The sequence below is a fragment of the Xenorhabdus thailandensis genome (assembly GCF_037996785.1).
GTDB lineage: Bacteria > Pseudomonadota > Gammaproteobacteria > Enterobacterales > Enterobacteriaceae > Xenorhabdus > Xenorhabdus griffiniae.
Genome location: NZ_JBBMXF010000018.1, coordinates 71,078 through 95,531 on the forward strand (window position 1 = coordinate 71,078; position 24,454 = coordinate 95,531).

Annotated in this window: 18 protein-coding genes and 2 pseudogenes; 4 read left to right on the plus strand and 16 right to left on the minus strand. The window is 46.2% G+C overall.

The annotated features are described in order from the left end of the window. Positions 1-6: 6 nt before the first annotated feature. The 12 genes and pseudogenes from nuoL to hexA all read right to left on the minus strand — a co-directional run bounded on the left by nuoL (position 7) and on the right by hexA (position 13,669). A pseudogene (gene nuoL / locus AAC853_RS17190) lies at positions 7-1,868 on the minus strand (NADH-quinone oxidoreductase subunit L). After that, positions 1,865-2,167, minus strand: a complete 303-nt coding sequence (nuoK, locus tag AAC853_RS17195) for an NADH-quinone oxidoreductase subunit NuoK (protein WP_189759294.1) — start codon at positions 2,165-2,167, stop codon at positions 1,865-1,867. The pseudogene nuoL and the gene nuoK overlap by 4 nt, the downstream one beginning before the upstream one ends. After that, positions 2,167-2,697, minus strand: coding sequence for an NADH-quinone oxidoreductase subunit J (gene nuoJ / locus AAC853_RS17200; protein ID WP_189759295.1), 531 nt, complete (start codon positions 2,695-2,697; stop codon positions 2,167-2,169). Before nuoJ ends, nuoK begins: the two co-directional genes overlap by 1 nt. 12 nt (positions 2,698-2,709) lie before the next feature. Then, positions 2,710-3,252: an NADH-quinone oxidoreductase subunit NuoI gene (nuoI, locus tag AAC853_RS17205; RefSeq protein WP_189759296.1), complete on the minus strand. Its 543-nt coding sequence runs from the start codon at positions 3,250-3,252 to the stop codon at positions 2,710-2,712. A 16-nt stretch (positions 3,253-3,268) separates the two neighbouring features. Next, entirely contained in the window at positions 3,269-4,246 is a 978-nt protein-coding gene (gene nuoH / locus AAC853_RS17210; protein ID WP_189759297.1) for an NADH-quinone oxidoreductase subunit NuoH, read from the minus strand. Beyond that, the gene (nuoG, locus tag AAC853_RS17215) at positions 4,246-6,969 is read right to left on the minus strand and encodes an NADH-quinone oxidoreductase subunit NuoG (RefSeq protein WP_340615266.1); all 2,724 of its coding nucleotides are present in this window, start codon (positions 6,967-6,969) and stop codon (positions 4,246-4,248) included. The genes nuoH and nuoG overlap by 1 nt, the downstream gene beginning before the upstream one ends. 61 nt (positions 6,970-7,030) lie before the next feature. Next, positions 7,031-8,395, minus strand: a complete 1,365-nt coding sequence (gene nuoF, locus AAC853_RS17220) for an NADH-quinone oxidoreductase subunit NuoF (RefSeq protein WP_340615267.1) — start codon at positions 8,393-8,395, stop codon at positions 7,031-7,033. Then, positions 8,392-8,937 carry an NADH-quinone oxidoreductase subunit NuoE gene (gene nuoE, locus AAC853_RS17225; RefSeq protein ID WP_338885058.1) on the minus strand — a complete coding sequence of 182 codons (546 nt, stop codon included), beginning with the start codon at positions 8,935-8,937 and terminating at the stop codon, positions 8,392-8,394. Before nuoE ends, nuoF begins: the two co-directional genes overlap by 4 nt. 2 nt (positions 8,938-8,939) lie before the next feature. After that, positions 8,940-10,738 (minus strand): annotated as a pseudogene (gene nuoC, locus AAC853_RS17230) (NADH-quinone oxidoreductase subunit C/D). A 75-nt stretch (positions 10,739-10,813) separates the two neighbouring features. After that, entirely contained in the window at positions 10,814-11,488 is a 675-nt protein-coding gene (locus AAC853_RS17235; RefSeq protein WP_047769419.1) for a NuoB/complex I 20 kDa subunit family protein, read from the minus strand. A 15-nt stretch (positions 11,489-11,503) separates the two neighbouring features. Continuing rightward, entirely contained in the window at positions 11,504-11,968 is a 465-nt protein-coding gene (locus AAC853_RS17240; protein WP_047769421.1) for an NADH-quinone oxidoreductase subunit A, read from the minus strand. Between the two features lie 708 nt (positions 11,969-12,676). Next, positions 12,677-13,669, minus strand: a complete 993-nt coding sequence (gene hexA, locus AAC853_RS17245; RefSeq protein ID WP_338885056.1) for a transcriptional regulator HexA — start codon at positions 13,667-13,669, stop codon at positions 12,677-12,679. Positions 13,670-14,471: 802 nt separating this feature from the next. Here hexA and AAC853_RS17250 point away from each other — a divergent pair. Together AAC853_RS17250 and yfbR are read left to right on the plus strand one after the other, a co-directional pair. After that, positions 14,472-15,686 (plus strand): pyridoxal phosphate-dependent aminotransferase, encoded by a 1,215-nt coding sequence (locus AAC853_RS17250; RefSeq protein ID WP_338885055.1) that lies wholly within the window; start codon positions 14,472-14,474, stop codon positions 15,684-15,686. 228 nt (positions 15,687-15,914) lie between these two features. Continuing rightward, entirely contained in the window at positions 15,915-16,496 is a 582-nt protein-coding gene (gene yfbR / locus AAC853_RS17255) for a 5'-deoxynucleotidase (protein WP_338885054.1), read from the plus strand. Between the two features lie 158 nt (positions 16,497-16,654). Here the strand turns inward: yfbR and AAC853_RS17260 are convergent, their stop codons facing one another. The 3 genes from AAC853_RS17260 to yfbV all read right to left on the minus strand — a co-directional run bounded on the left by AAC853_RS17260 (position 16,655) and on the right by yfbV (position 19,912). Further along, positions 16,655-18,484, minus strand: coding sequence for an SLC13 family permease (locus AAC853_RS17260; protein WP_338885053.1), 1,830 nt, complete (start codon positions 18,482-18,484; stop codon positions 16,655-16,657). Between the two features lie 176 nt (positions 18,485-18,660). Further along, positions 18,661-19,320 (minus strand): sugar phosphatase, encoded by a 660-nt coding sequence (locus AAC853_RS17265; protein ID WP_338804915.1) that lies wholly within the window; start codon positions 19,318-19,320, stop codon positions 18,661-18,663. Positions 19,321-19,456: 136 nt separating this feature from the next. Beyond that, on the minus strand, positions 19,457-19,912 hold the full coding sequence (gene yfbV / locus AAC853_RS17270) for a terminus macrodomain insulation protein YfbV (protein WP_338885544.1): 456 nt from the start codon (positions 19,910-19,912) through the stop codon (positions 19,457-19,459). 263 nt (positions 19,913-20,175) lie between these two features. Here yfbV and ackA point away from each other — a divergent pair, with 263 nt between their 5' ends. After that, the gene (gene ackA / locus AAC853_RS17275) at positions 20,176-21,378 is read left to right on the plus strand and encodes an acetate kinase (protein ID WP_340615268.1); all 1,203 of its coding nucleotides are present in this window, start codon (positions 20,176-20,178) and stop codon (positions 21,376-21,378) included. Positions 21,379-21,479: 101 nt separating this feature from the next. Further along, on the plus strand, positions 21,480-23,624 hold the full coding sequence (gene pta, locus AAC853_RS17280; RefSeq protein ID WP_340615269.1) for a phosphate acetyltransferase: 2,145 nt from the start codon (positions 21,480-21,482) through the stop codon (positions 23,622-23,624). Between the two features lie 64 nt (positions 23,625-23,688). Here pta and AAC853_RS17285 read toward each other — a convergent pair. Then, positions 23,689-24,454: amino acid permease (locus AAC853_RS17285; protein ID WP_340615270.1), on the minus strand; the 766-nt coding region annotated here is incomplete at its 5' end.

A 24,454-nucleotide genomic window follows, 5' to 3' on the forward strand; every position in this document is an offset into this window, starting at 1 on the left:
CCTTAATTAAACCAAAAGCAGCAGAGCTAAAACCAGCACTGCACCCAACCCCATAGAGGTAGCATACCAACGGACTTGTCCGTTCTCACTCCAACGTAGCCCTTTATTGCCCCAACGTGACAATATGGCTGGAATGTTCATCAGTGAGTTCAAAGGATCACTTTGCAACAGGCGAGTGATGCCCTTGAATGGTTTCACAAATACCCAGTCATATAGCGCGTCAAATCCCCAGGCATGGAACCACCATGTGGAGAAGAAACGCCCTGGGGCGCTGTTCGCCGTGGCATTAACCACACCACGTTTGCCCAGATACAACGCAGCCGCCAGCAAGATACCGACAATAGCAACCACACCAGAAATAATTTCCAATGTCATTTTGCCATCATGCCTTGTCGCGCTGTTTTCTGATAGAACACTCTCAGGTAAGACTCCCGCCAGCGGTGGCACAATTAGCGCGCCCACAAAAGTGGACAACACCAGCAATATTGACAATGGCAAAGTGTGGGTAATGCCCTTGACTGGATGAGCATGGGTATTTTCTTCACCGTGGAACACGATAAAGATCATGCGGAAGGTATACAGTGATGTCATCAATGCGCCAATCAGCCCCGCCAGCATCAGGTTCATATGACCATTTGCCAACGCACCCCACAGGATTTCATCCTTACTATAGAAACCGGCCGTCAATAATGGCAGTGCCGACAACGCAGAGCCACCCACCAAGAAGCAGAGATAAACAAATGGGATACGCTTGCTCAGCCCGCCCATTTTGAAGATATTTTGCTCATGATGGCAGGCCAGAATCACCGAGCCAGAAGCCAGGAACAGTAATGCTTTGAAGAATGCATGGGTCATCAGGTGAAAAATCGCGGCATCCCACGCCTGTACACCCAATGCCAAAAACATGTAGCCAATCTGGCTCATGGTGGAATAAGCCAGCACCCGTTTGATATCTGTCTGTACCAATGCGGCGAAACCTGCCAGCAGCAAGGTGATCGCACCAATAACACCGACCAAATGTAAGATATCAGGCGCCATCAAGAACAATGCATGGCTACGGGCAATCAGATAAACCCCAGCAGTAACCATTGTAGCGGCGTGGATCAGCGCAGAAACGGGTGTCGGACCAGCCATCGCATCTGCTAACCATGTTTGCAATGGTAACTGAGCAGATTTACCGACAGCCCCCCCAGAATCATCAAGGTTGCCCAGGTGATCGCGCTAGAGCCTACTTCAATATGTTGTGGCGCCAATACCGCCAATTCGCGGAAACTCAACGTACCAAGCTGGTCGTAAAGGATAAACATACCTATGGCAAGGAATACGTCACCAACACGGGTCACAATAAAGGCTTTCATTGCCGCCGCGCCATTGGCAGGGTTTTTGTAGTAGAAGCCGATCAACAGGTAACTGCACAGGCCGACGCCTTCCCAACCGAGATACATCAGTAGTATGTTATCTGCCAGTACCAATACCACCATACTGGCGATAAACAGGTTGGTATAGGCGAAGAATCGGGAGTATCCCTCTTCACCGCGCATGTACCAGGAAGCGTAAATGTGGATCAGGAAACCAACGCCAGTCACAACACTCAGCATTGTCAGTGACAGACCATCCAGCACCAGATTAATCGGGATGCTGAAATTATCCACTGCCATCCAGTTCCACAGCGTCTGGCTGTAAACCAGCCCCCCTGCCCCATTCTGAGTAAGAAAATCAATCGCTACCCAGAAGGTAACCAATGCTGCCAGCCCAACAGAACCACTCCCAATGGTAGCTGACAAATTTTCAGACCAGCGGCCACGGGAAAATGCCAATAGCAAAAATCCCAGCAGTGGCAGCAGAATTGTTAAATAGAGTAAGTTCATCCGCGCATCTCACTGACTGTATCAATATTCAGGTTTTGGCGACGACGGTGCAACTGTAGTAACAGTGCCAAACCGATACTCGCCTCGGCGGCTGCCAGCGTAATGGCCAGAATGTACATCACCTGACCATCAGGCTGGAGCCAATAGCTGCCAGCAACGACAAACGCTAGCGCTGAAGCATTGATCATGATTTCCAACCCGATCAGCATAAATAACAGATTGCGGCGGATAACCAGGCAGGTAAAGCCTAATGTAAACAAAATAGCCGCCAAAATGAGGCCATGGTGTAACGCTATCATTATTGTTGGTCCTCCGCACGATTGCTGATCACTTCCCCTTGCCGATTTTCACGGCCGATGTGGTAAGCCACTACCAATCCTGCCAATAACAGCAAAGAGGCCAGCTCGACCACCAATACATAAGGGCCAAACAAGCTAATCCCCACTTCTTTGGCACTGACGACTTCACCACTGATTTCAGCAGATGACAGGGTACTGATGGCGTAAACCAACACAATCAACAGCACGATAGACAGGAGTGACGGGCCAATCCAGGCACGGGGTTGTAACCAGCGCCGTTCCTGCTCGACAACTGATTTTCCCAGATTCAGCATCATCACGACGAAGACGAACAACACCATAATTGCGCCCGCGTAAACGATGATCTCCAAAGCACCAGCAAAATAGGCGCCCATTGAAAAAAACACAACGGACAGGGCTAACAAGGAAATAATCAGATACAACAGTGCATGTACCGGATGCGTATGGGTTACTACCCTGAGTGTTGCGAGAATCGCAACCAGCCCTGCGACATAAAATGTAAATTCCATGAATATCGCTCCTTACGGCAACAGGCTTTTAACGTCGATAGGCTTAGCCTCATTGTCGGCTTCACCTTTATCCTTGCCGTCAATTGCCATACCTGTCTTACGGTAAAAGTTATAGTCAGGATATTTACCTGGCCCTGAAATCAGCAGATCTTCTTTCTCGTATACCAGATCCTGACGCTTGTATTCACCCAGTTCAAAATCCGGTGTCAACTGAATAGCGGTAGTTGGGCACGCTTCTTCACACAGGCCGCAGAAAATGCAACGCGAAAAATTGACGCGGAAAAATTCAGGATACCAGCGCCCATCCTTATGCTCTGCTTTTTGCAGTGAAATACATCCCACCGGACACACCGCTGCACACAAGTTACACGCAACACAACGCTCTTCACCGTCAGGATCACGCGTCAGAACGATGCGCCCACGGTAACGGGGTGGCAGATAAACCGGCTCTTCCGGATACATTTTTGTTTCGCGTTTATGGAAGGCATGAAGCCCTATCATCCAAATACTGCGTACCTGGGTGGCAAAACCGACCACTAATTCTTTCAATGTCATGGTTCAATCACCCCCTTTATTGAGCGTTGTATAAAATAACTGCGGCTGTCGCTAGCATATTCAGTAACGTTAATGGCAGACAAACTTTCCAGCCAAACGACATCACCTGGTCATAACGAGGACGTGGCAAGGCAGCGCGGATCAAAATGAACATCATCATGAAAAATGCTGTTTTCAGCGCAAACCAGACGAATGGAGGCAAGAGAGGTCCATTCCAGCCACCAAAGAACAGCGTGACGATCAAAGCAGATACCGTCACAATCGCGATATATTCTCCGACAAAAAACAGACCGAATTTCATGCCGGAATATTCGATGTGATAGCCATCGGCCAGTTCTTGCTCGGCTTCCGGTTGGTCAAAGGGATGGCGGTGGCATACCGCGACACCCGCAATAGCAAAAGTCAGGAAGCCAAAGAATTGAGGAATGACATTCCATACATGTTGCTGTGAGTTGACGATATCCACCATGTTAAAGGAGCCAGCTTGTGCCACAACGCCCATCATGGACATACCGAGGAAAACTTCATAACTCAATGTCTGTGCTGATGCACGCATCGCACCCAGCAAGGCATATTTGTTGTTACTCGCCCACCCCGCAAACAGCACGGAATAAACCGCCAAGCCCGCCATCATCATGAAGAATAAGATACCAATATTCAGGTCTGCGACCATCCATGTCGGGCTGACTGGCACGATCGCAAAGGCCAGAAGCATTGAGCTGAATGCAATGACAGGAGCCAAAGTGAAAATGGCTCTGTCAGAAAAACGTGGTGCCCAGTCTTCTTTAAAGAACATTTTGATCATGTCTGCGACAAGCTGCAATGAACCGCCCCAACCGACTCGGTTTGGCCCATAACGGTTTTGAAACAGGCCAAGGATACGGCGTTCAAAGAAACTCATGAACGCCCCGCAGATCACCACGACCAGTAGAATGACAACCGCTTTCAGTACAGTAATCAGGATTTCAATGACATCGGGAGTCAACCAGCTCATTATGCAACCTCCCGTAAGTTATGGACTGATTTGCCTGCCAGAACCGGCGGTATACCTGACATTCCCAGTGGCAAGCCAATTTGCCCTTGGGCCAGATTACCACTCAAGCGCACGGCCAAACGCAGTTGCTGCCCTTCACAATCAAATGTCATCACAGCGCCTTCTTTCACCTTCAAATGCTCCGCATCTTTATGATTAATCATCACATACGGCTCAGGCATACGTTCCTGTACTACATCAGAACGTTGTGACAGCTCTTCACTGCCAAACAAGTGGAAATAGGGCGCAACATGCCATTGATCTTTTTGCGCAGTAAATGCGGTCGGGATAGCGTCAAAATAGTTCAACCCACCATCAACCGTTTCAATCAAACGAACCCCTGGATCACCAAAGCGCAGCTTGCCCCCCACTTCAGCCTGGAATTTATTCCACGCTTGCGGTGAGTTCCAGCCTGGTGCCCATGCAAATGGAATTTGCTGACGTGGTGCATATGGGCTGTTGTTCCCTTCCATTGAGAAAGCAAATGCAGTATCGATATCCTGTGGCTGGCGCTGCTCATGGACACTGACATCAGCCAACATCGCGGTACGGCCGCTATAACGATGAGGTGAACGCGCCAATTTTTGCCCACGAATACGGAATGTCGCATCTGGTGCCGCATCTACGATGCCTTTGAATTGCGGCATCACTTTGACACAAGCTGCAATCACGTGATCAAGCTGTGTCCAGTCGGTTTGACACTGTGTATAGGTGGTATACAGGGAATGCATCCAGCGCCAGCTTTCTAACATAACGATGGATTTATCATAAAATGCAGGTTCGTAAACCTGGAAATAGCGTTGAGCACGGCCTTCTTGATTCACCAACGTACCATCGCTTTCAGCAAAACTGGAAGCTGACAGAATCAAATGCGCCTTATCCATAATGGCGGTGTGTTGGTGATCCACGACAATCAGATTTTTCAAACTATCCAGTGCCCGATCAATTTTATCCGCCGGTGCATGACGATAGAGATCGTTTTCCATAACGATAGCGGTGTCTGAATCCCCTTTAGCGATACGCTGTAAAGCAGCATCTAATGGCTGCGCCTCCATCATCGCCAATCCCAAGCTATTCGCATATGCGGCAACATAGGAAAGCCCCACATCCGCACCTTTATCTTTCAAGGCCCATGCGATATTGGCCGCAGCCTGAATCAAGGCATCACTGCCTGGATTACTGCCACTGATGATCAAGGGTTTTTTCGCATCACGCAATGCATGTGCAATGATTTCCACTTTCGATTTCAGCTCATCCGGCAGATCATTAACGGCAGGAGCGATATTGTTCAGGGCATGTGCCACGGCAAAACCCAGGCGAGCCTGATCATCAGTAGGTGCACGGTAGCTCCATGCGGCAATATCATCCAGTCGAGTTTCATCGACACTGGTCAAGAAAAGAGGATATTTGGCGTGTTGACCAATATTCATCACAGCTGCAATCTGCCAGTCTGCCACTTTCTGAGCAGCCGCCATTTCACGCGCTTTGCCTTTCACTGCCTGACGCACAGATAACGCCATACGGGCAGCTGTTTGGGTCAGGTCTTCCCCTAACACCAGCACCGCATCATAGTCTTCAATTTCACGCAGCGATGGCGTATAAACCCCACCTTGCTGGAGAATTTCTAACATCGTATCAAGGCGATGCTGTTCTTCCGCTGAAATACCACTGTAAAAGTTTTCCGCACCAACCAATTCACGCAAGGCAAAGTTACTTTCAATGCTTGCACGTGGTGAACCGATGCCAATAGCATTTTTCGCCTGACGCAAAATATCTGCGCCTCCTTGCATAACTTGCTCAGCATTCAATGAAATCCACTGATCGCCACGCAATTGTTGTGGCTGGCGAGGACGATCGTCACGGTTAACATAACCATAACCGAAACGCCCGCGGTCACACATAAAGTAGTGGTTGACTGTGCCGTTATAACGATTTTCTATCCGGCGCAATTCACCGTAGCGTTCCCCTGGGCTGGTATTACAACCAATACTGCACTGTTGGCAGATGCTTGGCGCAAACTGCATGTCCCATTTACGGTTGTAGCGTTCTGAATGTGTTTTGTCGGTAAATACCCCGGTTGGGCAAATTTCAACCAGGTTACCGGAAAATTCACTTTCCAATGTGCCACTTTCAGGACGACCAAAATAGACGTTGTCATGGGCACCATAAACACCAAAATCCGTTCCATCCGCATAATCTTTGTAGTAACGGACACAGCGGTAACAGGCGATGCAACGGTTCATTTCATGAGCAATGAATGGCCCCAATTCCTGATTTTTGTGAGTACGTTTGGTAAAACGGTATTTTCGGAATGAATGCCCCGTCATCACTGTCATATCCTGTAAATGACAGTTACCCCCTTCCTCACAAACTGGACAGTCGTGGGGATGGTTGGTCATTAACCATTCCACAACACTGGCACGGAACTGTTTAGCTTCTTCATCATCAATAGAGATATACGTGCCATCTGACGCTGGTGTCATGCAAGACATCACCAAACGACCGCGTGTATCTTCCGCATTTTGATATTGCTTCACCGCACACTGGCGGCAAGCGCCAACGCTTCCCAGCGCTGGATGCCAGCAAAAATAAGGTATATCAAGCCCCAATGAGAGGCAGGCTTGTAACAGGTTATCAGCCCCGTTTACATCATATTCTTTGCCGTCTACATGTATCGTAGCCATAGTCAGCATGCTTCCCAATGGCCTGCCGTGGCAGGCGTTAATCAAAAATTAGCACTGTTTGTTACCAACGCTGGTTGAGCAGGTTTGGTTGAATACCCGCAATCAGATTGGTATTGCCATAATCTTTGGTGACAATTCCCGCTTCAAACTCTTCACGGAAATACTTGATGGCACTCTGCAAAGGTTCCACAGCACCTGGTGCATGGGCGCAAAACGTTTTGCCTGGGCCAAGGAAACGACAGAGTTGTTCTAAAGTTTCAATATCACCTGGCTGGCCTTTGCCACTCTCAATGGCCCGGAGGATTTTGACACTCCACGGCAAGCCATCACGGCATGGTGTGCACCAACCACAAGATTCACGTGCGAAGAATTCTTCAAGATTGCGAGTCAGGGAAACCATATTGATCTCATGATCCACCGCCATTGCCAGTGCGGTTCCCAATCGACTACCCGCTTTAGCGATATGCTCAAAATCCATCGGCAAATCTAAATGGTCCGCGGTCAGAAAATCAGTTCCTGCCCCTCCGGGTTGCCATGCCTTGAATTTCAAGCCATCACGCATTCCGCCCGCATAATCTTCAAGAATTTCACGGGCAGTTGTGCCAAAAGGTAATTCCCAAAGACCTGGATTTTTGACTCGGCCAGAAAAGCCCATGAGTTTAGTACCGGCATCTTTACTTTTGCCGGCACTCAAACCGATATACCACTCTTTCCCATGTTCAAGAATGGCAGGAACGTTACACAATGTTTCGACATTGTTGACGCAGGTAGGTTTACCCCATACACCAGCCGTCGCAGGAAATGGCGGTTTTGAACGTGGGTTTGCCCGGCGCCCTTCAAGGGAGTTAATCAAAGCGGTTTCTTCACCACAGATATAACGCCCCGCGCCAGTATGAACAAACAGTTCAAAATCAAAACCACTGCCCAAAATGTTTTTGCCAAGCAATCCAGCTGCTTTGGCTTCCTCTATGGCTTTGCGTAAATGGACAGCCGCTTCGACATATTCACCACGCAGGAAGATGTAACCGCGATAGGCTTTCAATGCAAAGGCACTGATTAACATGCCTTCCACCAACAGATGAGGCAATTGCTCCATCAATAGGCGATCTTTATAAGTACCCGGCTCCATCTCATCCGCATTACACAATAAATAGCGGATATTCATGCTTTCGTCTTTTGGCATCAGGCTCCATTTCAAGCCGGTTGAGAAGCCTGCACCGCCACGACCTTTTAAGCCAGCATCTTTAACCAGTGCGGTAATTTCATCAGGAGCCATGCCCTTCAGTGCTTTTTCGGCTCCTTTATAACCATTTCGGCTTCGGTATTCATCCAGCCAGACAGGTTGTTGGTCATCACGCAACCGCCATGTCAGGGGATGAGTTTCCGCTGTGCGGATAATTTCTTTCACTCCTGAATGCGTTGTCATGGATATTGCTCCAGTAATTTTTCAATTTCTTCGGGTTTTACGTAACTGTGGGTGTCCTCATCAATCATCATCGTGGGTCCCTTGTCACAGTTACCCAGGCAGCAGGTTGGTAACAGTGTGAAACGTCCATCAGCCGTGGTTTGCCCCGGACGAATGTTCAGACACGATTCTATCGCTGCCTGAACACCCTGGTAGCCCGTGATGTGACATACGACACTGTCACAGTAACGAATAATGTGACGCCCCACTGGTTGCCGGTAAATCTGGCTGTAAAACGTCGCCACCCCTTCCACGTCACTGGCCGGAATACCTAATACCTCAGCAATGGCATAAATGGCACCATCCGGCACCCAACCACGCTTTTTTTGCACAATTTTCAGTGCTTCGATTGACGCAGCGCGCGGATCTTCGTAGTGGTGTTTTTCCTGCTCAATGGCATTACGTTCGTCAGCACTCAATACAAACTCATCCGGGGTCTGAGCGTCCGTTACGTTAACTACATCAAGGCGTGCTTGCTTGTTTACGTTAAATTCACTTTGCATCGTTAGCGATCCACATCAGACATAACAAAATCGATACTGCCCAGATAGACGATAAGGTCAGAAACCAGACTACCGCGGATCACCGATGGAATTTGCTGCAAATGAGCAAAACTTGGTGTACGGATACGGGTACGGTAGCTCATGGTGCTACCATCGCTGGTCAAGTAATAACTGTTGATACCTTTAGTCGCTTCGATCATCTGGAATGATTCATTGGCAGGCATGACCGGCCCCCATGACACTTGTAGGAAGTGGTTAATCATGGTTTCGATGTGCTGCAAAGTCCGTTCTCTCGGTGGCGGAGTGGTCAGTGGATGATCAGCCTTGAATGGTCCTTCCGGCATATTTTTCAGGCACTGCTCAAGGATGCGTATACTCTGACGGATTTCTTCCACTTTCAGCATTACCCGGTCATAGCAATCACCGTTGTAGCCTGTTGGTACTTCAAAATCGAAATTTTCATAGCCAGAATAAGGGCGCCATTTACGTACATCAAAACCAATGCCAGTGGCACGCAGCCCTGCACCGGTAACCCCCCAGTCCAAAGCCTGTTTGGCATTGTAGGCCGCAACCCCAACAGAGCGCCCTTTCAGGACACTGTTTTTCAACGCGGCTTTGACATAGGAATCCAAACGTTTCGGTAGCCAGTCCAGCAATTCACGTAAGAGTTTGTCCCAACCACGCGGTAAATCATGCGCAACACCACCGATGCGGAACCATGCCGGATGCATACGGAATCCCGTAATCGCCTCGACGACATCGTAAACTTTCTGTCGGTCAGTAAAGGCAAAGAAGACGGGCGTCATCGCACCAACGTCCTGGATAAATGTACTGATATAAAGCAGATGGCTATTAATGCGGAACAGTTCGGACAACATGACACGAATTGTTTTCACCCGATCGGGAACTTCAATACCGGCCAGCTTTTCAACCGCCAGCACATACGGCATTTCGTTAACGCATCCTCCCAAATATTCGATGCGATCGGTATAAGGGATATAGCTGTGCCATGACTGACGTTCCCCCATTTTTTCGGCACCCCGATGGTGGTAGCCGATATCAGGAACACAATCGACGATTTCTTCGCCGTCAAGTTGCAGAATAATGCGGAATGCACCGTGGGCAGAAGGATGGTTAGGACCGAGATTAAGGAACATGAAGTCTTCATTATCTGTACCGCGCTTCATACCCCATTCTTCGGGTTTGAAAGTCAGCGCTTCCATTTCCAGATCTTCTTTCTGCTTAGTCAAGACGAAAGGATCAAATTCCGTGGCGCGGGCAGAATATTCCTTGCGCAACGGGTGACCTTCCCATGTCGGAGGCATCAAGATACGACGCAAATTGGGATGGCCATTGAAGGTGATGCCAAACATTTCCCACGTTTCACGTTCATACCAGTTGGCATTTGGAAAAATTGACGTGATAGTCGGAATATTCAGGTCTTGTTCAGCGAGCGCGACTTTCAGCATGATGTCGCGATTACGCTCAATAGAAAGGAGATGATAAAACACCGAAAAGTCAGCTGCCGGCAAGCCTTCTCGGTGAGACGCTGACGCTCATCGACACCATGCAAGTCAAACAACATAACATAAGGTTTGGGCAATTTTTTCAGGAACGTTATTACCTTCAGGAACTGTTCCCGCTTGACCCAAACAACTGGCATACCCGTGCGGGTCGGCTGGATGGTAAAGGCATCCGGGCCAAATTGACGATTAAGCTCGCTGACAACTGGATCATCAAGATGATCTCGTGTTGCCCAAGCAGGCCGGGCGCTTTCTTGCGCTATCTGATCTGTCATCATTCTTCACCACAACGCTTGATCAGGGTTTTTGTGATCGCAACACATTGCTCTGGTTACGCTATATGGCTAAAAGCCTTAAATTTCGTCTGGCGTACGCAGATTTTTCACTGCAATACGTTCACCGCGTTTCCTTTCTCTTTCTGATTGCATATTGGCGCGGTAAACCCCTTGATCGCCAACCACCCATGACAGTGGGCGTCGTTCTTTACCTATGGACTCTTGCAACAGCAGCAGAGCCTGCATATAGGCTTCAGGGCGAGGAGGGCAGCCAGGAATATAAACATCGACAGGGATAAATTTATCAACCCCTTGAACTACGGAGTAAATGTCGTACATACCACCAGAATTTGCGCAGGCTCCCATTGAGATAACCCATTTCGGCTCCAGTAATTGGTCGTACAGGCGTTGAATGACGGGTGCCATTTTGACGAAACAGGTCCCGGAAATCACCATGAAATCAGCCTGACGGGGAGATGCTCGCAATACTTCGGCACCAAAACGTGCAACATCGTGGACAGCGGTAAATGACGTCACCATTTCCACGTAGCAGCAAGAAAGCCCGAAGTTATAAGGCCACAGGGAGTTTTTCCGTCCCCAATTCACCATATTATGCAGAGCATGTTCCAGTTTCCCCATATAGACACTTCGGTGAACATGTTGCTCCAAGGGGTCGCTGACAGTTTCCTGTTTTTGCAGGGGATAACGGTCATTCTCACCGTTAGGATCTATGCGGGTGAGCGTATAATCCATCTTTATGCCTCGCTATTACTGCATGTGACTGTTGTTGGTATGATTGCCAGTAGTGTTGATATAAGTATCAGCACTCGGTTTACTAACCTGACGTTTTGAACGCGCTGGTGTCCAATCCAATGCCCCAATACGCGCCAGATAAACCAAACCTGCCAATAACACCAAAATGAAAATGCTTGCTTCGGCAAAGCCTAGCCAACCGCTCTCTTTGATTGAGACGGCCCATGCATACAGGTAAAGGACTTCAATGTCGAAGATAACAAAGAACATGGCAACCAGATAAAACTTCGCCGACAGACGCAAACGTGCACTGCCAACAGAATCGATACCTGATTCATAAGGGACGTGTTTTGCCCTGGCTTTCGCCCTGCCCCCCATGAAGTACCCACCCAATAGCATGAATGCGCACAAACCAAGAGCACCTATTAGAAAAACCGCGAATGCCCAGTGATGGGCTAAAATTCCAGTGGATGTAGACATACTCGTTGCTTACTCATCAAAAGTGGTGTCAAAGTGTCTGCTCTTTTTGCCGGCAGTGTTGCACCACATCGATTCACGGGAAGGGATAACAACCAAATCTGAAACAACGCTAATCAATGTATCTTATAGCTTGAATCGTCTTGGTTTTTATTCCTCTCAACAAAATTTGCCCTAACGGCAAAAACATCTGCACATTTATTTACAAATCACAAACCATTAATTAACGGATTGTGCTGCGATATCGCTAAAACGTGTCAGTCGTACAAAAAAGCATCCTTCAACATGACTAGTTTAACCGATAACTCGACTTTACTACATCATTATCGCAGGAAAAACCTGTCTTTCCACTGCACTGATTGGGGTATTTTTATGATCAAGTGCACAGTTTCATTGAAAAACATTCAATACTTGAATGTAATTTATTCAACTCTTAATAAATTGTTTCTAAAAAGCACGATTAAAGTGTGATAAGCGAACTATTTCTGAAAACGGTTTTATTTTATCAAGTTAGAAAAATGAAATTTGTTAACAAAGCAACATTCTTTTAACTAAAATTCGAAAGGTATAGGAAAATTAGTAGAGTATATTTCTTATTAGAAATATCAGAAATGGAAATGAAAACTTGGGAGGATTATTAATAAGTAATTAACAACAGGCTAATACTTCCATAAATAAAATGGAAATATTAGCCTATAAAACACATAATACTTATTCGTCTATATTTTCAACGTAATTTTCATCAACTGTTTCAGTTGATTTGATGGGTTCAATAACGTCGATAGATTCATCCATCTCATCGGATTCATCAGATTCAACAGTTGTTACAGTATAAGGTGTTTTCTTATTTTCTATTGCATCAAAAACAGTCAAAACAGATTCGTTCTGTTCGTTACTATTACGATATAAGAAGAATTGGATTTCCGGCAGACGTGGTAATCCTTCAATTTCACCTAAAATTCTCAGATCCGCATTCTGCATTTCCAGAGGGCGAGCAGTAATACCAACTTCCGCATTCACCGCTGCACGAACGGCGGACAAGGAGGCAGCTTCATACGCAATACGCCATGAAATGCCTGCCATATCCAGCGTTTCCTGAGCTATCTGGCGAAAAGGATTAGTTTCATCCATCACAACCAACGGCACAGGCTCATTTGTCTGCAATTGGAAATCAGGTGCACAATGCCATAAAACAGGTGAAGAACGTAAGAGCGTTTTAGGATGATGGTTGATTTTCGCTGTGGTGACGGCCAAATCAATCTCATGGTTATCCAACATGCTTTCGATAAACTGAGCGCGCTTAATGCGTACATCAACAGCCACACGTGGATAGACAGAGGCAATACGGTTCAATAAGAAAGGAAGCAGTGTATCAACAGCGTCGTCTGATACACCTATTCTCAATTCACCGTCTGCATCATTGTAGGTTAACGATGCTGTTGCATCGTCATTGGCACGCAGAATTTGGCGTGCATAACCAAGAAGTTGAAGCCCATGTTCGGTCAGAAGCTTATTGCGACCGTGACGAGCAAACAACTCTCTCCCCACGAGGTGTTCCAACCGCTGCATTTGCTGACTCACAGCTGACTGCGTTCTAGAAACAGCTGCCGCTGCTGCTGCAAAAGTATTTAAGTCAGCAACAGCAACAAAAGTTCTTAGCAGATCGAGATCGAGGTTTATTATCTGACGATTTGCATTTATCATTGTTTATTCATCACTTTTTTTTGATTTTAATTACTAACTAACCTGGTGTTTTTACTTCAGCAGTATCAAATAAAATAATACCGATTGTGACATTACTCTACTCTATTAAATAGGGCAAAGGTTTACTGCATTTTTTTACTAATTAAATCATCATGAGGTTTATTTTCTCCTTTCTTAACAAAATTTATGCAATCCCAAAATAAGTCAGAGATAAAATCCTATTTACATCACATAATCGCCAATTTCCAGTACAAATACCCTTTTTCTGACTTGCTTCAAAGAATAACCTAATCTGAATTAGGAACACTTAACATTATCAGATAGTATTAGCATTTTTAATAAATTAACCTTCTTATTGAATAGTCCTGAAAATATCATGGGTAAAAACTCAAAAAAATTGTCAAAGTATATGTGATAAAAACCTAAATTAACTTTAGGTCGGTAAAGATAAATTATAAGAATACATTATACAAATCTTCTTACTTTTATTGACAATTTGGGATCCCTGAAAAAAACGACAAATGAACCCAAAAACCTCGTCAAAATCTCATCTCCTGCCTCTCCTGCCAACTAAAAACCCGCCATTATGCAAAATTAAATTCCAATTTATCAAATACATTCAAAACAATACGCCAACAAAAGGCAATAATTCAGAGAGCAACCTTGTTCATTTATTCTTAAAACAACCATTTTAACCAAAGATATCAAAGCCTCTTCAAAATACAGATTGAGAAGAGTACATTGATCATCACACTTTTTATGCCGGGTAGTATCCATTTTGCCAAAGAGGTCAAGGCACCCTATGTTTTCCATTAATAAATCCAGTAAATTAGATAATGTCTGCTATGACATTCGAGGGAATACCCTCAAAGAAGCCAAGCGACTCGAAGAAGAAGGTAATAAGATACTGAAATTAAACATTGGTAATCCGGCACCATTCGGATTTGAAGCGCCTGATGAAATTTTAGTCGATGTTATCCGAAATCTGCCAACAGCCCAGGGTTACTCTGATTCAAAAGGGTTGTATTCAGCACGTAAGGCAATCATGCAGCATTATCAGGCCAGAAATATGCTGGATGTTACCGTTGAAGATATCTTTATTGGGAATGGTGTTTCTGAACTTATCGTTCAATCCATGCAGGCTCTGTTGAATACCGGGGACGAAATGTTGGTTCCTGCGCCTGATTATCCTCTTTGGACTGCGGCAGTATCACTTTCCAGCGGCAATGCCGTCCACTACCTATGTGATGAGCAACAAGGTTGGTTTCCTGACTTAGATGACATACGCCGTAAAATTACCCCACGTACCCGTGGTATCGTTATTATCAACCCGAATAACCCAACCGGCGCGGTATATAGCAAAGAGTTGTTGCTGGAAATCGTAGAAATCGCCCGCCAACATAATCTAATTATCTTTGCTGACGAAATCTATGACAAGATCCTGTACGATGATGCCCAGCACCACTCCATTGCAGCATTAGCGCCTGATCTCTTTACTATAACTTTTAATGGGCTGTCCAAAACCTATCGCGTTGCTGGTTTCCGTCAAGGCTGGATGGTCCTCAACGGCCCTAAAAAACAGGCTAAGGATTATATTGAAGGATTAGAAATGCTGGCATCAATGCGCCTTTGTGCCAATGTGCCAATGCAACACGCAATCCAAACAGCATTAGGTGGTTATCAAAGCATCAGTGAATTTATTTTCCCAGGTGGCAGGCTCTATGAACAACGCAACCATGCATGGGAACTGATTAACCAGATCCCTGGAGTTTCCTGTGTGAAACCGATGGGTGCCCTCTATATGTTCCCGAAAATAGACACCAAACGTTTCAATGTTTACGATGACCAAAAAATGGTACTCGATCTCTTACTACAGGAAAAAGTCTTACTGGTTCAAGGCACCGCATTTAACTGGCCAGATCCTGACCATTTCCGCATTGTTACATTGCCACATGTCACTGACTTACAAATGGCAATTGAAAAATTTGCCCGGTTTATCGGTAACTATCGCCAATAACCATAATCTTTGTCATTAAGGCCAATCCCATTAAATATTAATAAATTAATGGGATGGCTCTTCGCTGAGGTAAATATTTGTTTCTTACTTACCGCTATTTTTTCCATAAATGAATTTTCCGCACGTAAATATTCCCGCCATTTTTCAAGTTATCGATACCCCGCTCACAATTAATCATGTTATTCCGCTACAATTTTGCTACAAATTAATCGGCTACCAGAGGAAATTATGAGTCATTTTTTCGCCCAATTATCCCGCCTAAAATTAATTAGCCGTTGGCCTCTTATGCGAAATGTGCGTACAGAAAATGTTTCAGAGCACAGTTTACAGGTTGCTTTTGTCGCTCACGCTTTGGCAATCATCAAAAACCGTAAATTTAACGGCAATGTCAATCCTGAACGGATCGCCCTGTTGGCAATGTATCACGATGCCAGCGAAGTCATTACCGGTGATTTGCCAACACCCATTAAGTACTACAATCCCCAAATTGCCCATGAATATAAGAAAATAGAAAAAATAGCCCAACAAAAATTATTGGCTATGTTGCCGACTGAATTACAGGATGATTTTCGCACCATCCTGGATGAGCATCACCATAGTGAAGAAGAAATCAGTATTATCAAGCAAGCTGATGCATTATGCGCTTACTTGAAATGCCTGGAAGAACTCTCAGCAGGCAATACTGAATTCAATCAAGCTAAAAATCGATTGGATAAGACACTGGCAGAACGTCGTAGTGAAGAAATGGCGTATTTTATGGATGTATTTGTACCGAGTTTCAATCTCTCGCTCGATGAAATCAGCTTATAGATAATGCACTACTACAGCTATTCGATTACTGATATCTGATCGCAATTATCCGGTTATAATCATTAAGATTTGTAACTATTTTTTATAAAATTATTCAATAATATTAAACTATAATCATAACGCAGCTCCCTTTCATACGGAGCTGCCTGATAAAAATATTAGAATGGGAAAAGTATTGGGATCACCGCGACACTAATCCCCATCACAATTAACGTAAAAGGTACGCCAAGTTTCACGAAATCGGCAAACTGATATCCCCCCGGCCCCAGTACTAATGTATTAACAGGAGATGAAACGGGTGTCATAAATGCTGCCGAAGCCGCCACACCAATAATCATCGCAAAGGGCAAAGGAGAAACAGCCATCTCATTCGCCGCCGCAATCGCAATCGGAGCCATTAGCACAGCCGTCGCCGTGTTGGAAATAAACAATCCTATCATGGCGCAAAGCACAAACAGGCACACCAACATCACCCGTGGCCCCATATTACCTGCGATATCCATCAATCCCTTGACAATGAGATCAATGCCTCCCGTCTTCTGCAATGCCAGCGCAAAAGGCATCATACCAACAATCAAAATAATGCTTGGCCAGTGAATGGAACGATAAGCACTTTCCATATCAATACAGCGGAACTTCCCCATTAACAGGCAGGCGATTAACGCGGCAATAAAATTGGGAATTTCATTGGTCAGCATCATAGCAACCATCAGGGCAAGGCAGAATAAGGCATGGGGAGCTTGTGAGGCAGCAGGAGCCGCGCTTTCCACCTCAACAGGCAGATTTAGTACAATAAAATCCGGCGTTTTTGTTTTTAACGCGTGGATCAATTTCCAATCGCCAATCAACAGCAGGGTATCACCAAGCAACACAGGTTCATCCACTAACTTCCCTTCTAACGCTTTTCCCCCGCGACGTATCCCCACTACATTGAGACCATAGCGTGTACGAAATTTCATATCACGTAATGATTGCCCCAAAAGTTCAGATTCAGGGAGCACCGAAACCTCAGCCATACCCACATTACGCGAGTGATCGGAAAAATATTCCCCACGCAATACCATCGGTTCTAGCTGCTGCTCACGGCAAAACTCCCGCAAATCAATATCACTATCCGACATATCCACCAGCAAGACATCCTGCCTCTGCAATTCCATATCCCCAGTGGCAGCCACCATCACTCGACGGAATTTACGCCAACGTTCAATACCAATAACATTGGCACCATAACGGGCGCGCAGCCCTAATTCATCCAATGTGTGCCCAACCAAAGGTGAACCTGGACGGATAGTCAGACGGCGAGCACGGCCCGACAATTTATAATCGCGTATCAAACCACGAAATGTTCGATGATAACGCTCGTCCGCTGTCTGATGGTTTATTCCCCCTAGCCAACGACGAGCAACGAGCATGTAAATTACGCCCGCCATCAACACTAATATGCCGATCGGTGTAATGGAGAAGAAATTAAAACCCCGCAGACCTTCGCGCACCAGCTCACTATTGACGACCATATTAGGTGGCGTTGCGACCAAGGTCATCATGCCGCTGATCAAACCGGCAAATCCTAATGGCATCATCAATCGCCCCGGAGAGGTTTTCATTCTGGCAGCCACGCTCAGGACAACAGGTATAAATATTGCCACGACTCCCGTAGAACTCATGAAAGCCCCCAATCCGGCAACAGATAACATTAACCAAACCAACATCTTGGTTTCATTGTTACCCGCGACACGGACCAACCAGTCTCCCATCTGATAAGCAACCCCAGTTCTCACCAACCCTTCGCCAATGACAAATAGGGCGGCAATCAACAACACATTGGGATCACTAAAACCGACAGTGGCTTCACTTAACGTCAGTGTGCCACTCAAGACAAATGCGATGATCAGCAATAAAGCCACAACATCCATTCTGACTTTATTGGTGGTGAAAAGCACAATGGCTATCAATAGCAGGGTTAATACCCACAACAGTTCGCTACTCAATTTGGCCTCTATCAACGATACCTTTCAAATATGACTATCCGCACGACCAATCTGCCAATTAGCAGATTGGCTATATATCAAAAGCCTACAGGTACATACGTTAACAAAGTCAGTAGACCATGTTTCTTAGAGAAAATCCCTCGTTATGATCAAGGAACCTTCTGATTTGGGATGCGTCAATCGGTATAAATCGATACGTAACTGCCAGATTTGACAATCTCAATATCTTCCAGATTATTAATCGTCAAATGAATCTCATTGCGGCGTGGAATATCCGGTGAATCGTGGACAACAACAACCTGACAACCCGCATCCAAGCCAGCATTTATTCCCGCAGCAGCATCTTCAAACACGACACACTCCTCCGGCAATAATCCCAGCTTTTTAGCCCCCAATAAATAGGGTTCAGGGTTTGGTTTTCCATTTGTTACCGACTCGGCCGTCACCCAATGAGCAGGTTCCGGTAATTCCGCCACTTTATGACGTGCAGAAGCGAGAGGAACCGTTCCTGATGTCACAATGGCCCACGGAATATCCAGTGCATTCAACTTATCAATCAAGGCGATGGCACCAGGCAAAGCTGTAATGCCTTCCGTATCTTCTGTTTCAATTTTTTCAATCCATTTGAAAGTATCGGCGATCTCTTCTTCACTCGCATCTGGCATAAAATGCCGGAGCGATAATATCGCCGGCGTGCCATGAACATAGTTCAGAACTTCATCCCTATCGATACCCATCTTATCGGCAAATTGAATCCATGCTCGCTCAACCGCAGGCAATGAATCAATTAGCGTACCATCCAAATCGAATAAAAAACCTCTACATTTCAAAACCAAACCCGACTCCTTCAAATGTCATTATGTGTTAATCAGATACTTATTCCCTATACCAATCGCCTTTCAAGATGCGTCTTCTATCTCCCCCTCTTCGTGGGGAGACGCATCTTGAAGTTGATTGGTATAACACCTGGGATTAAATATCATCAAGAAAAGCATCGTCTAATTGCTTAAAAGCCCGTTTAAGCAATTCAGCCAATGAAAAGTAGGTCGGGACATTTTCTACTGGTGCCATTGCAATGCCGGCCTGGGCAAATTTTTCCCGAATGTCATAAAACCAATGCAATAATTTTTCCGGTAATGGCGTCGCCGCACGTTTTCCCAACCACCATAATCCCTGCAACGGCAAACTACAGGCAAACAGTGCTGTTGCTACCGATGGCCCCAATTGACCACCCAGCGCGATTTGCCATGTCAAAGTGAAAATGGCCAATGGCGGCATAAACCGAATACCAAAGCGAGTCGCCTTAATTACACGATTTTCAGGAAAAACAGGCGCAAGTTGCTTCTCCAGTGGCCAGGTTTTCAAATATTGCTGTCCTAATTGCATACGCTTGAACCAACCTTGGCTAACAGGCGGTGTCGTGTTCATCATGACCTCAATCAATTAAAGGTATAGTTTTTAAAAAATCTCTACAAAAGATAAAATCTTTTTTGTAGTATTAATGCTATTAAGTATATTTTGTCTTTATTGCTAGCAAACGGTATCCTACACAGACTTTTATGTTGTTGCAGTAGCAAAACAGGAATTTTGCCCTTTTTCGCAACAATTGGGTTCGGTTTGTTAATAAATTGTTTTATTTTTAACATTATTCTTATTTAAGATTAGATCACAACAAGATAATAGGTATTTCCATGTCAAGTAAGCTGGTACTGGTTCTTAATTGCGGTAGCTCCTCCCTGAAATTCGCTATCATCGATCCTGCCAATGGTGAAGAATATCTTTCTGGTTTAGCAGAGTGCTTTGGCCTGCCAGAAGCCCGTATTAAATGGAAAATGGATGGCGCGAAAAACGAAGCTGCTTTAGGTGCCGGCGCAGCACACAGCGAAGCACTGAACTTCATTGTTAATACTATCCTAGCTGAAAAGCCAGAACTTTCTGCACAAATCTCAGCCATCGGTCACCGCATTGTTCATGGTGGTGAGGAGTTCACTTCTTCCGTGGTTATCACCGATGAAGTTATCGCAGGCATTGAAGCGGCTATTCCATTCGCCCCTCTGCACAACCCGGCTCACCTGATCGGTATTGCTGAAGCGAAAAAAGCCTTCCCTCATCTGCTTGAGAAAAACATTGCCGTATTTGACACCGCATTCCACCAGACTATGCCTGAAGAAGCATACCTGTACGCACTGCCTTACAACCTGTACAAAGAGCATGGCATCCGTCGTTATGGTGCACATGGTACCAGCCATTTCTATGTTTCCCGTGAAGCAGCCAAGATGCTGAACAAACCCGTTGAAGAACTGAATGTCATCACTTGCCACCTGGGCAACGGTGGTTCTGTTTCTGCCATTGTCAACGGTCAGTGTGTTGATACTTCCATGGGCCTGACTCCACTGGAAGGCCTGGTCATGGGAACCCGCAGTGGTGATATCGATCCCGCTATCGTATTCCATCTGCACGATGCAATGGGTATGGGCATTGCTCAGATCAACACCCTGCTGACTAAAGAGTCTGGTTTCTTAGGTTTGACCGAAGTCACCAGCGATTGCCGTTATGTAGAAGACAACTACGAAACTAAAGCTGACGCTAAACGGGCTATGGATGTTTACTGCCACCGTCTGGCTAAATACATCGGCGCATACAGCGCATTGATGGAAGGCCGTCTGGACGCCATTATTTTCACTGGTGGCATTGGTGAAAATTCCGCCCTGGTTCGTGAACTGACCATGAAGAAAGTGGCTCTGCTGGGCTTTGAATATGATCATGAGCGTAACCTTGCTGCTCGCTTCGGCAAATCAGGCGTTATCACGACAGATAATAGCCGCCCAGCTCTGGTTATTCCAACCAATGAAGAATTGGTTATTGCTCAGGATTCAGCACGTCTGACCGCATAATCAGCATGATTTTATAACCGCCAGCAATGCTGGCGGTTTTCACGAAGATATCGAACTGAGTCACATTTATTGACTGACGAGCAACCGTTAAAGAGGTTTCCGTGTCCCGTACAATTATGTTAATCCCTACTGACACTAGCGTTGGTTTAACCAGTGTCAGCCTAGGTGTTATTCGCTCTATGGAGCAAAAAGGCGTTCGCCTGAGCGTTTTTAAACCTATCGCACAACCACGTCACACTGGTTCTCAGGATCAAATCACTTCCATTATCCGTTCACACTCCAGCATCCATGCTGCTGAACCTCTGGATATGGCGTATGTGGAGTCACTGTTAAGTACTAACAAAAAAGACGTATTAATGGAAGAGATCGTGGCGCGTTACCACGAAAACACCAAAGATGCGGAAGTGGTTCTGCTCGAAGGTTTGGTTCCGACTCGCAAGCATCCGTTTGCTCAGTCCCTGAACTATGAAATCGCCAAGACACTGAACGCTGAAATCGTGTTCGTGACAGCCCTGGGTACCAATACTCCAGAGCAACTGAAAGAAAGAATTGAACTGAGCCGGGCTGAATACGGTGGCAGCAAGAACCAAAACATTATCGGTGTTATCGTCAATAAACTGAATGCCCCTGTTGATGACCAAGGCCGTACTCGCCCTGATTTATCCGAGATCTTTGACGAATCAACCAAAGCGACGATCACCAACGTCGATCCAAAAACTATCTTCAAAAACAGCCCACTGCCTATTCTCGGTTGTATCCCGTGGAGTTTTGACCTGATCGCTACCCGTGCAATTGATATGGCTAAGCACCTGAAAGCTAGCATTATCAATGAAGGTGCTATCGAAAGCCGTCGCATCAAGTCCGTGACTTTCTGTGCTCGCAGTATTCCTAATATGCTGGAATACTTCCGCCCGGGTTCTCTGCTGGTGACTTCGGCGGACCGCCCTGACGTACTGATCACGGCATGTCTGGCAGCCATGAATGGTGTTGAAATTGGTGCCGTATTGCTGACCGGTGGTTACTCAATTGACGATTCTATCCGTGAACTGTGCGAACGTGCATTCAACACCGGCCTGCCCGTTTTCACTGTGAAGACCAACACATGGCAGACTTCACTGAACCTGCAAAGTTTCAGTCTGGAAGTGCCGGCCGATGACCATGAGCGCATCGAAAAAGTACAAAACTACGTTGCACAACACATCAGCAGCGAGTGGATCGATTCTCTGGCAGCTGCATCAGAGCGTCCAAACCTGCTGTCTCCACCTGCATTCCGTTACCAGTTAACCGAACTGGCTCGTCAAGCTGGCAAGCGTATCGTTCTGCCGGAAGGCGACGAACCACGTACCGTCAAAGCAGCGGCTATCTGTGCTGAGCGTGGCATTGCAGAATGTATCCTGCTGGGCGATCCAGAAGAAATTCGTCGTGTAGCAGCGGCTCAAGGCGTTGAACTGGGCGCAGGTATTGAACTTGTTAACCCTGCATCCGTACGTGAACGCTATGTACCACGTCTGGTTGAACTGCGCAAGAACAAAGGCATGACCGAAGTTGTTGCCCGCGAACAACTGGAAGACAACGTCGTTCTGGGCACCATGATGCTGGAACAAAACGAAGTTGATGGTCTGGTTTCCGGTGCAGTACATACCACAGCGAACACCATCCGCCCGCCATTGCAGTTAATTAAAACGGCACCAAACAGCTCTCTGGTTTCTTCGGTCTTCTTTATGTTGCTGCCAGAACAAGTGCTGGTTTACGGAGACTGTGCGATTAACCCAGATCCGACCGCAGAACAACTGTCCGAAATTGCAATCCAATCGGCGGATTCTGCGAAAGCATTTGGTATTGAGCCTCGCGTTGCGATGATCTCTTACTCCACCGGTAACTCTGGTGCAGGCAGCGACGTTGAAAAAGTGCGTGAAGCCACCCGTTTGGCACAGGGAAAACGCCCAGATCTGATCATCGACGGCCCATTGCAGTACGACGCGGCTATCATGGCAGATGTAGCGAAATCCAAGGCGCCAAACTCGCCGGTTGCAGGCCAGGCCACCGTGTTCATCTTCCCGGATCTGAACACCGGTAATACCACTTACAAAGCGGTACAACGTTCAGCAGATCTGGTTTCTATCGGACCAATGCTGCAAGGTATGCGTAAACCCGTTAACGACCTGTCCCGTGGCGCACTGGTTGATGATATCGTTTACACTGTTGCACTGACTGCCATTCAGGCAACCCAGCAAGAAAATGCATAATTTTTTGGCTGCATAAACATGGCATAGCCCTATGCTGTTAGCGTGGGGCTATTTCTCATAACGCCTAATTTACCATTTCATCCTGAATGCCCTGCCGTTCACGATTTTTCCGCAGACGCCACAAAATTTCCAATATCACAAACCACACCGGCGTACCATATAGTGCAATACGGGTGTCATAATCAAACACCATGATCACCACCGTAAAGACAAAAAATAGCAAGGTACACCATGTCATAGGAATGCCCATTGGCATTTTATAGATAGATTTTTTATGCAGGTCAGGACGTTTCTTGCGGTAAGCCAGATAAGCAATCAGTATCATGCACCAGCTATAAATCACCATAATGGCGGCCACAGTCGTAACAATAGTAAATAATTTCATGACATTGGGGATAATAAATAGCAAGAATACGCCACTTGCCATGCAAAGCACCGAAAATATCAAGCTAAATATAGGAACGGCACTGTTGATTGAAAGTCGCCCAAATTTGCTGTGCGCCAGCTTTTCCGTGGACAAACCATAAAGCATACGAGTACAGGCATATAACCCACTGTTGGCCGAGGACATCGCCGAAGTCAGGGCAACAAAATTAATCACCGCTGCTGCTGCTGGCAACCCTGCTAATGCAAACAACGTCACAAAGGGACTTACTTCCGGTGAAATCTGTGGCCATGAGGTAACAGCAATAATGCACATCATGGAAAGCACGTAAAAGATAATGATCCTGATCGGAATACTGTTGATCGCTTTGGGTAAGATTTTCTCTGGCTCTTTGGTTTCAGCTGTCACGGTGCCAACCAGTTCAATACCGGTAAGAGAAAATGGC